Source organism: Hymenobacter sp. H14-R3, from assembly GCF_030063445.1.
Classification (GTDB): domain Bacteria; phylum Bacteroidota; class Bacteroidia; order Cytophagales; family Hymenobacteraceae; genus Hymenobacter.
Genome location: NZ_JASITD010000008.1, coordinates 118190 through 131604 on the forward strand (window position 1 = coordinate 118190; position 13415 = coordinate 131604).

The 13415-nt window shown below is 60.9% G+C and carries 9 protein-coding genes; 8 read left to right on the plus strand and 1 reads right to left on the minus strand.

What is annotated here, in order from left to right:
* Positions 1-8: 8 nt before the first annotated feature.
* The 5 genes from QMK33_RS09695 to QMK33_RS09715 all read left to right on the plus strand — a co-directional run bounded on the left by QMK33_RS09695 (position 9) and on the right by QMK33_RS09715 (position 5383).
* Positions 9-668 carry a DNA-3-methyladenine glycosylase family protein gene (locus QMK33_RS09695; RefSeq protein ID WP_283564379.1) on the plus strand — a complete coding sequence of 220 codons (660 nt, stop codon included), beginning with the start codon at positions 9-11 and terminating at the stop codon, positions 666-668.
* Between the two features lie 139 nt (positions 669-807).
* Positions 808-2382, plus strand: coding sequence for an acyl-CoA carboxylase subunit beta (locus QMK33_RS09700; RefSeq protein WP_283564380.1), 1575 nt, complete (start codon positions 808-810; stop codon positions 2380-2382).
* A gap of 110 nt (positions 2383-2492) precedes the next feature.
* On the plus strand, positions 2493-3563 hold the full coding sequence (locus QMK33_RS09705) for a M42 family metallopeptidase (RefSeq protein WP_283564381.1): 1071 nt from the start codon (positions 2493-2495) through the stop codon (positions 3561-3563).
* Between the two features lie 108 nt (positions 3564-3671).
* Positions 3672-4484, plus strand: coding sequence for a helical backbone metal receptor (locus QMK33_RS09710; protein WP_283564382.1), 813 nt, complete (start codon positions 3672-3674; stop codon positions 4482-4484).
* A gap of 41 nt (positions 4485-4525) precedes the next feature.
* Entirely contained in the window at positions 4526-5383 is an 858-nt protein-coding gene (locus tag QMK33_RS09715) for a dienelactone hydrolase family protein (RefSeq protein ID WP_283564383.1), read from the plus strand.
* A gap of 137 nt (positions 5384-5520) precedes the next feature.
* Here the strand turns inward: QMK33_RS09715 and QMK33_RS09720 are convergent, their stop codons facing one another.
* Entirely contained in the window at positions 5521-7119 is a 1599-nt protein-coding gene (locus tag QMK33_RS09720) for a M28 family metallopeptidase (RefSeq protein ID WP_283564384.1), read from the minus strand.
* A gap of 389 nt (positions 7120-7508) precedes the next feature.
* Here QMK33_RS09720 and QMK33_RS09725 point away from each other — a divergent pair, with 389 nt between their 5' ends.
* The 3 genes from QMK33_RS09725 to QMK33_RS09735 all read left to right on the plus strand — a co-directional run bounded on the left by QMK33_RS09725 (position 7509) and on the right by QMK33_RS09735 (position 13388).
* Positions 7509-8885, plus strand: a complete 1377-nt coding sequence (locus QMK33_RS09725) for a TolC family protein (protein ID WP_283564385.1) — start codon at positions 7509-7511, stop codon at positions 8883-8885.
* Positions 8886-8901: 16 nt separating this feature from the next.
* Positions 8902-10050, plus strand: a complete 1149-nt coding sequence (locus tag QMK33_RS09730; protein ID WP_283564386.1) for an efflux RND transporter periplasmic adaptor subunit — start codon at positions 8902-8904, stop codon at positions 10048-10050.
* 98 nt (positions 10051-10148) lie between these two features.
* Entirely contained in the window at positions 10149-13388 is a 3240-nt protein-coding gene (locus QMK33_RS09735) for an efflux RND transporter permease subunit (RefSeq protein ID WP_283564387.1), read from the plus strand.
* Positions 13389-13415: the final 27 nt, after the last annotated feature.

A 13415-nucleotide genomic window follows, 5' to 3' on the forward strand; every position in this document is an offset into this window, starting at 1 on the left:
CTTGCTTTATGCCTGATTCTTTGCCCCCTGAACCCGAGCCGCACTGGCACGCCGCCGGCCTCGCCCACCTGCGCCAGGCCGACCCCGTACTGGCCCGGGCCATTGCCGCCGCGGCCGGCCCGGTGCGCCCCGCCGCCCACGAAGACCTGTACCTGGCGCTGCTGCGCGCCATTGTGAGCCAGCAGATTTCGACTAAGGCGGCGGCGGCCATCTGGCGGCGCTTCACGGCGCTGTTTCGGCCCGACGGCTACCCCGAGCCGCGCGAGGTGCTGCGCATGAGCGAGGACGAGTTGCGTGAGGCCGGCCTGTCGCGCCAAAAGGCCGGCTACCTCCAGGCCATTGCCGAATACCAGGAACGCGGATTACTTGATTACGAGCACCTTAGCCAGCTCGAATCGGAGGCCTTCACCACGCACCTCACCGCCATCAAAGGCGTGGGCCGCTGGACCGCCCAGATGCTACAGATGTTTGCCCTCGACCAGCCCGACGTGTTCAGCGAAGGCGACCTGGGCATTCAAAACGCCATGCGCAAGCTCTATGGGCTGGAAGAAACCGGCCGCGCCCTGCAAAAGCGCATGGTAGTATTGGCTGAACCCTGGCGGCCTTATCGGTCGCTGGCCTGCAAGTACTTGTGGCGCACGCTGGATGCGCCACCTGCCAGCTCGTAGCGCGGACTTTTAGTCCGCACGTCCATCGGCAATTATTCTACTTCTTATTGACGCTGCCTCGCGGACTGAAAGTCCGCGCTACCCGCCGCCTATCTTTGGGCTTTACGCCCCCGTTACCTTACCCACCCGCCCTCCCCCAATGGCCGACCCCCACGTAGCCACCCATCCCGCCGCCTCTGCCACCGAGTTACTGGCCGCCAAAAACCAGGAAGCCCTTCTCGGCGGTGGCCAGGCCCGCATCGACGCCCAGCATAAAAAAGGCAAGCTTACCGCCCGCGAACGCCTTGATTTACTGCTCGATGAGGGCTCGTTCGAGGAAATCGGCAAGTTTGTGATGCACCGCTCCAAAGACTTTGGGCTCGATAAAGAATACTACCTCGGCGACGGCGTGGTAACGGGCTACGGCACCGTGCACGGCCGCCTAGTGTACGTTTTCTCGCAGGATTTCACAGTGTTTGGCGGCTCGCTGAGCGAGACGCACGCCGAGAAAATCGTCAAAATAATGGACCTGGCCATGAAGAACGGCGCGCCCGTTATCGGCCTCAACGACTCGGGCGGCGCGCGCATTCAGGAGGGCGTGGTGAGCCTCGGTGGCTACGCCGACATCTTCTATAAGAATACACTGGCCAGCGGTGTGGTGCCGCAGCTTTCGGCCATTATGGGGCCGTGCGCGGGCGGCGCGGTGTACTCGCCAGCCATTACGGACTTCATTTTGATGGTCGAAAACACGAGCTATATGTTCGTGACCGGCCCCAACGTGGTGAAAACCGTGACCCACGAAAACGTAACCAGCGAGGAACTGGGCGGGGCCAGCACCCACAGCACCAAGAGCGGCGTAACGCACTTCACGGCGGCCAACGAGGTAGTTATTATTCAGCAGCTCAAGCAGTTGCTGAGCTACATGCCCCAAAATTGCGAGGAAACCGCCCCCGCCGTGGCCTACGAGGCAGACCAGGACGAGCGCCGCCCCGCGCTCGACACCCTCATTCCGGCCAACGCCAACCAGCCCTACGACATTCGAGAAGTTATTGAGGGTCTGATTGATGCGGACTCGTTTATGGAGGTGCACCAGAACTTTGCCGAGAATATTGTGGTGGGCTTTGCGCGGCTGGCGGGCCGCAGCATCGGCATTGTGGGCAACCAGCCGGCCGTGCTGGCCGGCGTGCTCGACATCAATGCCAGCACCAAGGCCGCCCGCTTCGTACGTTTCTGCGACTCGTTTAATATCCCGCTGCTGGTGCTCGAGGACGTGCCCGGCTTTCTGCCCGGCACCGACCAGGAGTGGCGCGGCATCATCACCAACGGGGCAAAACTGCTCTACGCTTTTTGCGAAGCCACCGTGCCGCGCATCACCGTGATTACCCGCAAGGCCTACGGCGGGGCATACGACGTGATGAACAGCAAGCACATCGGGGCCGACCTCAACTTTGCCTGGCCCACCGCCGAAATCGCGGTAATGGGCGCCAAGGGCGCGGCCGAAATCATTTTCAAGCGTGAAATCGCGGCGGCCGAAAACCCGGAGGCCAAATTGCAGGAGAAGGTGGACGAGTACCAGGCCAAATTCGCCACGCCCTACCGCGCCGCCCACCGGGGCTTTGTCGATGAGGTAATTCTGCCTTCGCAAACCCGGCAGAAATTAATTCGCGCCTTTAAAATGCTGGAAAACAAAGTAGATACTTTACCGCGTAAGAAGCACGGAAATATCCCGCTATAATTTTTTAACGCGAAGTTTCGCAAAGTTGAGCGCGAAGTATAGTAAAGCCGGCTTTGCAAAACTTCGCGCCCAACTTCGCGAAACTTCGCGTTAAATCTCACTTTCTATTTATGCGTCCCGAATCGTTCGAATTTCTCGAAAAATACCTCAACAACTCCTCCCCCACCGGCTTTGAGAAAGAAGGCCAGAAACTGTGGCTGGAGTATATCAAGCCCTACATCGACGAGTATTTTGTTGATACCTACGGCACCGTAGTGGGCGTAATCAACCCCGAGGCGAAATACAAAGTTGTTATCGAGGCGCACGCCGATGAGATTTCGTATTTCGTTAATTACATCACCAAGGAAGGCTACCTGTACCTGCGCCGCAACGGCGGCTCCGATGCCCTGGTAGCACCCAGCAAGCGGGTGAATATCTACGGCGAAAAAGGCGTGGTAAAGGGCATTTTTGGCTGGCCGGCCATTCACGTGCGCAAGGTGGAGCAGGACAAAGCGCCCACCATCGAAACCATATTTCTGGATTGCGGCGCCTCGTCGGCCGATGAGGTGGCTGAGCTGGGCATTCACGTGGGCTGCGTGGTCACGTTTGAGGACGAGTTTACCGTGCTCAACGACAAGTACTACGTGGGCCGCGCCCTCGACAACCGCGTGGGCGGCTTCATGGTGGCCGAAGTGGCCCGCATGCTGAAGGAGAACGGCAAAAAGCTACCCTTCGGCCTTTACATCGTGAACGCGGTGCAAGAGGAAATTGGCCTGCGCGGGGCCGAAATGGTGGCCCACCGCATTGCCCCCGACGTGGCCATTATTACCGACGTGACGCACGACACGCAGTCGCCGATGTACGAGAAGAAAACCAGCGGCGATATTTTCTGCGGCAAAGGTCCGGTAATTACCTACGGCCCGGCCGTGCAGAATAACCTGCGCGATTTAATTATTACGACCGCCAAGGAAACGGATATCCCCTTCCAGCGCGCCGCCGCTACCCGCGCCACTGGCACCGATACCGACGCCTTTGCCTACTCGGGCTCGGGCGTGGCTTCGGCCCTTATCTCGCTGCCGCTCAAGTATATGCACACCACCGTCGAAACCGTGCACAAGGACGACGTGGACAGCGTGACGCGCCTCATTTACGAGACGCTGCTGCGCATTGAGGACGGGCAGGATTTCCGGTATTTCAGCTAATCCGTAGCAGCTAGTTGTCCTGTCATCCTGGGCTTGCGAAGGACCTTTTGCATCATGGCCATCGTGCTGACGTAAAAGGTCCTTCGCAAGCTCAGGATGATTTTTTTTATGGATTTACCCCTTTCGCTCCCGCTCACCGTTACCGACCAGCTGGGCCGCCGCGTGGCGGTGCCATTTCCCCCGCAGCGCATCGTGTCGCTGGTGCCCTCGCAAACCGAGTTATTATTTGACTTGGGTTTAGGAAGCCGGGTAGTGGGGGTTACCAAATTCTGCACTCACCCGCCCGAGGCGCGGCACAATGCGGTGATAATCGGGGGCACCAAGAATTTTGACTTCGAGAAAATAGCGGCGCTGAAACCCGATTTATTGATTGGTAATAAAGAGGAAAACTACCAGGCTGGTATTGAGCAATTAGCGGCGACCTATCCCGTGTGGCTGAGCGATATCAGCACGCTGCCGCAGGCGCTGGATATGATTAAGCGAGTGGCTTTTAGTACGGGCGAAAAAGCGCGCGGCGAAGTACTCGCTGTCGAAATTGCTGCTTCCTTCACTGCGCTTCAATCAGTTGAGGCCACGGCAACGGCGGCCTATCTCATTTGGCGCAAGCCGTACATGGTAGCAGCCAGCGGTACGTTTATCGACGATATGCTGGGCCGGGCCGGTTTTCGCAACGTATTCGCTGGCCTAGGCCGCTACCCGGAAATAACGGCGGAGCAATTGCGCGCCGCCGCGCCCGCGCGCATCCTGCTATCATCGGAACCTTATCCCTTTGGCGCAAAGCACGTTGCTGAGTTTCAGGAAATTTGCCCGGCGGCGGAAATTCAGATTGTGGATGGCGAATTATTCAGCTGGTACGGGAGCCGGCTGCGGCTGTCGGCGGCTTATTTCCAGACCCTTAAGACGACGCGGGGGCCGAAATAACCAGGCTGGCAATACCTTGCGGCCCTTACCTCCCCCGCCCTATGGACCAGCGCATTATCAATCTCTTCGACGAGTACACGCACCGCCCGCTGTCGCGCAAGGAATTTCTGGACCGGCTGCTGACGCTGGCCGGCACGGTGGCGCTGGCCACCACGGCCCTTTCGGTGCTGGAGCCGGGCTACGCCCAGGCCGCCACCGTGCAGCCGCTTGCCAACGACCTGGTGGAGGAAACCGTGACCTGGCCCGGCGACGGAGCCACCATGAGCGGCTACCTGGTGCACCCCAAGGGCAGGAAAAAACGCGGCGCGGTAATAGTAGCTCACGAAAACCGAGGTCTTACGCCTCATATTCAAGATGTTACGCGGCGGGTGGCGCAGGTGGGCTACCTGGCGCTGGGCGTCGATGCGCTGTCGGTAGCCGGGGGCACGCCGGCCGATGAGGACAAGGGCCGCGAGCTAATTGGCCAGCTCGACGCGACCAAAAACCTGAACAACTACCTCGCCGCCCTCACCTACCTGCGCGCCCGGCCCGATTGCAACGGCCGCACTGGCTGCGTGGGCTTCTGCTGGGGCGGCGGGCTCGCCAACCAGCTGGCGGTGCACGACCCCAAGCTCGACGCCGCCGTGGCCTATTATGGCCAGCAGCCCAAAGCCGAGGACGTGCCCCAGATTAAAGCCAACATTATGCTGCACTACGGCGGCCTCGACCAGCGCATCAACGCCAGCATCCCGGCCTACGAAGCGGCACTGAAAGCCGCCCACACGCCCTACGAGCTTTTTGTGTACGAGGGGGTTAACCATGCCTTTAATAACGACACTTCGCCCGCCCGCTACAACGCCGAGGCGGCTAAACTGGCCTGGGAACGCACGCTGCGGCTATTTAAGGCGAAGCTGGGGTAATAGCGCAAGGTCTCGCCAGGTTAAAAGAGGTTTCGCAAGGGCAGGTGAGGCTCTTTTTTGAGTCGACGTACTTTGCGAAACCTCTTTTAACCTGGCGAGACCTTGCGCTATTTTACGCGGGGCCTTTGCGCAGGCACCTACTGCGGCTTTGCGGCGGCGGGCAGCGGCTTGCGGGGCAGCTTCTGGTCGCGCATGGCGGCGTTGTACACGAAGGAGGCCACTACTACCGAGGCCTGCTTGAGGTCGTCGGCCACGAGGCGGTCGTAGGTGTCCTGGTTGGAGTGGTGGGTGCGGGCGAAGTAATCGAGGCCATCCTGGATGAACTGGAAGCCGGGCAGGCCCACCGCGTCGAAGGCCACGTGGTCGGTGCTGCCGGTGTTGCGCGAGGTGACGGTGGTAGCGCCCATATCGGCGAAAGGGGCGAGCCAGGTGGTGAAAATGGGCTTCACGGCCTCGTTGCCCTGGGCGTAGATACCCCGGATTTTACCCGCCCCATTGTCGAGGTTGAAGTAAGCCGACAGCTTCTCGTGGTCGGGCTTGAGCAGCATGGTGGCAGGGTCGGCGAAGTGGTTTTTTACGTAGTTGCGCGAGCCGTGCAGGCCCTCCTCCTCCTCGCCCCACAGGGCAATGCGGATGGTGCGGCGCGGCTTGAGGCCGCTGGCTTTCAGAATGCGCACGGCCTCCATCATCACGGCTACGCCGGCGGCGTTGTCGGTGGCGCCGGTGGCGGCGTGCCACGAGTCGAGGTGGCCACCGAGCATGACGACCTCACTTTTCAGCTTCTTATCGGTGCCGGGAATTTCGGCCACCACGTTATAGCCCTTGAGGTCCTGGGTCTGGAAACGGGTTTTGGTTTCCAGCTCTACTTCGACCGGAATACCAGCCTCCACGAGGCGAATAAGGCGCAGCTGGTCCTCGCTCGACATTTCCAGCTCGGGCAATACCGGCTTGGCATCGGCGGCGTAGGGCGCGCCGTTGGTGGTGAACACGGTGCCGTCGGAGCCGCGGCCGGGGCTGAGCACGGCAGCCGCGCCTTCGGCCAGCAGCATATCGTTCAGCTTCTGGCGCAGGGCGCGGGCGGCCAGCAGGGCGGCGCGGCGGGCCTCGGGGTTGGCTTCGGCGGGGCGGTTGGCGGCGGTGGGGGCCCCGCCGCCAGCGGGCGCGTCGGCCAGCTTTTGCAGGTCTTCGGCGCTCAGGCGCTTGGCGTCGGGCTCGAAGTTGGGGGTGGGTGGCGTGGCCACGGGCAGCACCACTATTTTATCGCGCAGCTGGCCCTGGTACTTGGCCAGGTCAGCTTCCTCCTTGGCATTCACGTAGATAACCGGCTTGCGCAGGCTGCCGGCGGTGCTGGGCGTCCAGGCCTTGGGCACGCCAATGAGGGCGTGGTAGTAAGGGGCCGTCATGGCCACGTAACTCTTGTCGATATCCCAGCCGCGGCCGAAATCGCCCCAGGCTTCCACGTTGGCATTGGCCAGGCCGTAGTCGGTGAGGCGCTTTTTGGTCCAGGCGTTGGCGCGGGCCAGGCCCTCGGAGCCGGCCAGGCGCGGGCCACACACGTCGGTGAGGTAGAAGGCCGTTTCCATTACCTTGGAGCGGTTGAGGCCTTCGTCCTTGATTTTGGCTAGCGCGGCGGCGTCCAGCTTGTCGGGGGTTTGGCTGGCGCCGGCGGGCGCTTGGGCCAGGGCGGGAGCGGCCAACAGGCTAGCGGCAACGAGGGTAAGGAAAGTTTTTTGCATCCAGAAATGCGGGTTGGTTTGACAAAAGGCAATGGTGCTGCAAAGAGAAGGACACCAGCTGCGGCGCGGGCGTTGCGTATGGCGGCCGGGCACGCCACGCAACGGCAAGCCGCAAAACCGCGACCATGCCTGTCAATCTACCGCCCGGCTACCTAATTACGCTCGGCCGCTGCGCCCTAAGTACACAAAGTTAAATCTTGCAAAGGTCTCATTATAAATATTTTATGAAAATACCTTAACTACCTGCCGTTCGCCTGGGCAGCTAGCAAGCGTTTCGCGCGGCCCTCAACCCGCGGGCCATTTATCCGTTTGGCGAGATTGGCCGGTTGCCGCGAGCAGGTAACCAACCGCCAATAACCTTTGCCGTACTCACTCGGTTGAAGTTTCTTATGAAGATTTTATCCTGCACCGCACGAGGTCTTTTTCGGACCTTTTTGACGTGCCTGCTACTGGGGCCGGGCTTGGCTTGGGGCCAGCGCCAATTGCCTGCCCCACCCCCGCCGCCGGCCGGGCCGCTCACCCTTCAGCAGTGCCTGGGCTACGCGCTGGCCTACCAGCCGCTGGTGCGCCAGGCCCGCCTCGACGAGGGCATTGCCGATGCCGGCAACCGCGTGTCGCTGTCGGCTTGGCTGCCGCAGGTGAATGCCACGGCCGTGGGCCAGCACTATTTTGGGCTGCCGTTTACCGTTTTTCCTGACCCTACCACGGGTATCTCCACGCCGCGCCAGCTGGGCGTGAAAAACGTGACGACCCTGGGCGTGGCCGGCACGCAGGTTATCTATAATAACGATGTGCGCCTGGCCGCCCGCCAAGCGCCCCTTAACCGGCTGGCGGCGGGCCAGAACACGATTAACAATAAGATTGCGACCGTGTCGGACGTGAGCAAAGCGTTTTACAGCGTGTTGCTATCGCAGCGCCAGGCGGCCGTGTTTGATGCGGATATCCGCCGCCTCACGCGCAACTTCGTGGATGCCCGCAACCGCTACGACGCGGGCATTGTGGACAAAACCGACTTTTTACAGGCCCAGATTTCCCTCAATAACTCGAAGGCCAGCCGCAAGCAGTCGCTGGAAGCCGTGAACTCCAACACCGCCTATTTACAGCAGCTGATGGGACTGCCGGCCACCCGGCTCGTGCAGCTTAAGTACGATACGCTGCAACTGGAGCGCGAGGCTGTAGTAGATACGCTGGCCCAGCTCGACCCCACCAATCGCATTGAGTACCAACAGGTACTGACCCAGAAGTCGTTGCAAGGCACGACGGTCGATTATTACCGGCTGGGCTTTTTGCCGGCGCTGTCGGCCTTTGGCAACTACAACTCGGTGTACCAGGCCAATGCCGTGAGCGACCAATATCAGAAACGCTTCCCCAACTCGTACGCGGGCATGCAGGTGGCGCTGCCGCTGTTCACGGGCTTCCGGCGCACCCAGAATCTGCGCCTGGCCCGCCTGCAAGACCAGCGCGTGGATGAAGACCTGCTCGGCACCCGCAACCAGGTAACCACCGAGTATGCCACCGCGCTGGCCAACTACAAAGGCTACTACGAAGCCTACGTGCAGAGCCGCGAAAACCTCGACCTCTCGCGCCAAGTGTACACCGTGGTGGATATCCAATACCGCGAAGGCATTAAGGCTTACCTCGACTTGCTGGTGGCCCAAACCACACTCCGCACCTCGCAGCTCAACTACTACAGCGCCTTGTTTCAGGTTTTGACCAGCAAGGTCGAGTTGCTGCGCACGCAGGGCGTACTGCCCACTTCTTATTAATTTCCGCTTCCTATAAATGAAGACCAACTACCTGGCGCTGTGTGCCATTGCGGGCCTGCTAGCCAGCACCGCGTGCGGCAAAAAAGAAGAAAAGAAAAACGCTGCCCCCCCGCCCACCCCCGTGAGCGTGGTAACGGCCAGCACGACCCCCGCCGTGTACTACGACCAGTACCCCGCCACGGTAGTGGCCCTCAAAACCGTGGAGCTGCGCTCGCAGGTGACGGGCTTTATCACGAGCCTCAATTTCCAGGAAGGCGAGCTGGTGCCGGCCGGCAAGGTGCTGTACGAGATTGACAAGCGCCAGTTTGAGGGCGCCTACCAGCAGGCGCTGGCCAACCTGCGCAGCGCGCAGGCCTCGGCCCAGAATGCCCAGGTAAACCAGGTGCGCTACCAGCGCCTGCTTCAGCAGGATGCCGTGGCGCGCCAGCTGGCCGAAAACGCCAGCACCACCGCCAGCACCGCCTCGGCGCAGGTGGCGGCGGCGCAGGCGGCCGTTACTATTGCGCGCACCAACCTGGGCTTTGCCACCATCAAAGCGCCGTTTGCGGGGCGCATCGGCATTTCGCAGGTGCGGCTGGGGGCACAGGTGAGCGCGGGTACCACGCTGCTCAACACGATTTCGAGCGAGAACCCGATTGCGGTGGACTTTGCGGTGAATGAGACTAACATTCAGCGCTTTATTACGCTGCAAGACCAAAAAGGCGCGGTGAGCGACTCCGTGCTGCGCTTCGTGCTGCCCAGTGGCCAGGCCTACAAGCAGCCGGGCAAAATCCAGACCATCGACCGGGCCGTGGATGCCCAGACTGGTACCATCACGGTACGCGTGCAGTTTGCCAACCCCCAGCGCCAGCTCAAGGATGGCCTCAGCGGCGTGCTCAAGGTGCTGAATACGCAGTCGGGCAGCCGCCTCGTCATTCCCAACAAAGCCATTGTGGAGCAGATGGGCGAGAACTTCGTGTATGTGGCCCTCGGCGACAGCGCCAAGCAGCGCAAGGTGCAGCTCGGCCCGCGCCTGCGCGATGATATTGTGATTCTCAGCGGTATCAAAAACGGGGATAAAATCGTGACCGAAGGCGTGCAGAAGCTGCGCGACGGCGGCAAAATTCAGGTGAGCGCCCCCGGTGCAGCAGTGGCGGCCCCGGCCGGGCCGCCGGCTGCCAAATAATATTGGCTGTTAGCTGATAGCTGTTAGCTGTTAGCTCCTCTCTGCTAGCTTCTTACAAAAGCTATCGGCTAACAGCTATCAGCTAACAGCTTAAAACAATGATTGCAGAAACCTTTATTCGCCGGCCCGTCACTGCCATTGTTGCCTCGCTGGTAATCGTGCTGGTGGGCGTGCTGGCCATGCTGAACCTGCCCATCGGGCAGTACCCCGAAATCACGCCGCCCACGGTGTCGGTAACGGGTAGCTACATCGGGGCCGACGCCCAAACCGTGGAGCAAACCGTGGCCACGCCCGTGGAAGTGCAGGTGAACGGTACCCCCGGCATGACCTATCTGCAAAGCAACAGCACCAGCAACGGGCAGATGAGCATGACGGTGAACTTTGAGGTGGGCACCGACATCAACATTGCCGCCCTCGACGTGCAGAACCGGGTGGGCATTGCCACCCCTACCCTTCCGCAAGAAGTTCAGCGCCTGGGCCTTACGGTGCGCAAGCGAAACCCCAGCATCTTGATGCTCGTGGCCATGTACGCGCCCAAGGGCAGCCACAGCACCACCTTTCTCGACAACTACGCCAACGTGTTTATCAAGGACGCGCTGCTGCGGACCAAGGGCGTGGGCGACATTGTGAGCCGGGCCGATGACTTCTCGATGCGCATCTGGCTCAAGCCCGATAAGCTGGCCCAGCTGGGCGTGACGGCGGCCGACATTTCGGCCGCCCTGGCCGAGCAGAATGCCCAGATTGCGGCCGGCTCCATTGGTGCGCCGCCCGCCCAAAAAGGGCAGTCGTTCGAGTACATCGTCACGGTGCAGGGCCGCCTGGCCACCATTGAGCAGTTTGGCAACGTCATCGTGAAAACCCGGCCCACCGACGGCTCGCTGGTGTATCTCAAGGACGTGTCGCGCATTGAGTTGGGCAAGTTCAACTACGCCAACAACTCGTTTGTGGATGGCAAGCGCGCCTCCTACCTACTTGTGTACCAGGCACCTGGCGCCAATGCCCTGGCTACCTACGACAACGTGCTGGCCACCATGAACCAGCTGAAGAAGCAGTTCCCGGCCGACCTCGACTACATCGTGCCCTTTGAGGCGGCGAGCGTGGTGAAGGTGTCCATTAAGGAGGTGGTCGAAACGCTGGGCGAGGCCCTGCTGCTGGTTATCATCGTGGTGTTCGTGTTTCTGCAAAGCTGGCGCTCCACGCTCATCCCGGTACTCGCCATTCCGGTGTCCATTATCGGCACATTTATCTTCTTTATTCCGCTGGGCTTTACCATTAACACGCTGACGCTCTTTGGTTTCGTGCTCGCCATTGGTATTGTGGTCGATGACGCCATTGTGGTGGTGGAGGCCGTGGAAGTGAACATGAACGAGCGCAAGATGAGCCCCCTGGATGCCACCCTGGAGGCCATGCGCGAGATATCGGCCCCGGTTATTGCCATTGCCCTCATTTTGGCGGCGGTGTTTGTGCCGGTGGGCTTCATTCCGGGCATCACGGGGCGGCTGTATCAGCAGTTTGCCATCACCATCGCCATCTCGGTGCTGATTTCGGCCTTCGTGGCTTTGTCACTCACGCCGGCCCTGTGCGTGCTGCTCCTCAAGCCGCACGAGGAAGGCGAGCATGGCGAGCCTAAAGGCCTGCTAAACAAAGGTTTCAAGAAATTCAACGACTGGTTTGGCCGCGTTACCGAGAAGTATGGCAACGGGGTGCAGCGCGGCATCAAGCACTCGCGCTTCGTGGTGATTATCCTGCTTTGCATTTTGGTGGGGGCCGGGTTGCTGTTCCGCAGCAAGCCCAGCGGCTTCCTGCCCACCGAGGATGAAGGCCGCATTATCATCACCTTCAACCTGCCCGAAGGTGCCTCCACGGGCCGCACCGTGGCCACGCTGCAAGAGATGATGAAGGAACTGAGCAAGACCAAAGGCATCGCGCACTACGCGGCGCTGGGCGGCCTCAACGCCGTTAACTTCTCCTCCAAATCGAACTCCGGCACCATTTTCTGCCAGCTCCAGCCCTGGGAGGACCGCAAGGCCAAAGAACTGCAGCTAACTGGCCTCATGGCCAGCGTGCAGCAGCGCATGGCGCGCTTTAAGGAGGCTACGACGGTGGTTATTTCGCCGCCGGCCATTCCAGGCCTGGGTAACACGGGCGGCTTCTCGTTCATTTTTCAGGAACGCGAAGCCGGGGGCGATATTCAGGCATTTGATGCCAACCTGCAAAAATTTCTGGGGGCCATTCGCAAGCGGCCCGAAATCGCGTCGGGTTTCTCGTTTTTCACCGCCAACACGCCGGGCTATAAGCTCGAAATCGACCGCCTGAAGGCCAAGAAGCTGGGCGTATCCATCACGGAAATTGGCAACGCGCTGCGCACCTACCTGGGCAGCGCCTACGTCAACGACTTCACGCTCTATGGCCGCACGTTCCGCGTAGTGGCGCAGGCCGACTCGTCGTACCGCGGCGATATCTCCGACCTGGGCCAGTACTACGTGCGCAACGCCGCTGGCGGCATGGTGCCGCTGAGCACGCTCACCACGTACAAGCGCACCGAAACGGCCCCGCTCATCTCGCACTACAACCTGTTTCGGGCGGCCGAAATCAACGGCAACCCGGCCCCCGGCTACAGCTCGGGCGACGCCATTAAGGCCCTCCAGGAAACCGCCGCGCAGATTCTGCCCCAGGGCTATGGCTTCGAGTTTTCGGGTTTGAGCCGCGAAGAATTGCTGGCCGGCGGCCAAACGATTTACATCTTCGCGCTGTCCATCATCTTCGTGTTCCTCTTTCTGGCCGCGCTGTATGAAAGTTGGTCGGTGCCGTTCTCGGTGCTGCTGGCCGTGCCGGTGGGTATTTTTGGGGCCATCCTGGCGCTCATTTTCCTACCCAAGCTCACCAACAACGTGTACGCCCAAATCGGGATGATTACGCTCATCGGCCTCTCGGCCAAGAACGCCATTCTGATTGTCGAGTTTGCCAAGGAGCGCGTAGATAAGGGCATGCCGCTGGTCGATGCCACGCTCGAAGCCGTGCGCCAGCGCCTGCGCCCCATTATCATGACCTCGCTGGCGTTTATCCTGGGTATTCTGCCGCTGGTGTTCGCTTCCGGCGCGGGGGCCCAAAGCCGCCAGACGCTGGGCTGGACGGTGCTCGGCGGCATGCTGTCGGCTACGGGCATGGGCATTTTCATCGTGCCGGTGCTCTACGTCATCATCACGCGCTTCGCCTACGGCAAAGAAAAGCTGGCTGAGCTGGAGAAAAACTACAAGCCCGACGAGGAGCACGGCGGTCCTAAACCCGACGAGCCGCAGCCCCAAGGCGACGCCCCGGGCGCGCCCGTACCGGCCTAGTACCTTTGAGTTGAAAACGAAGAAAGC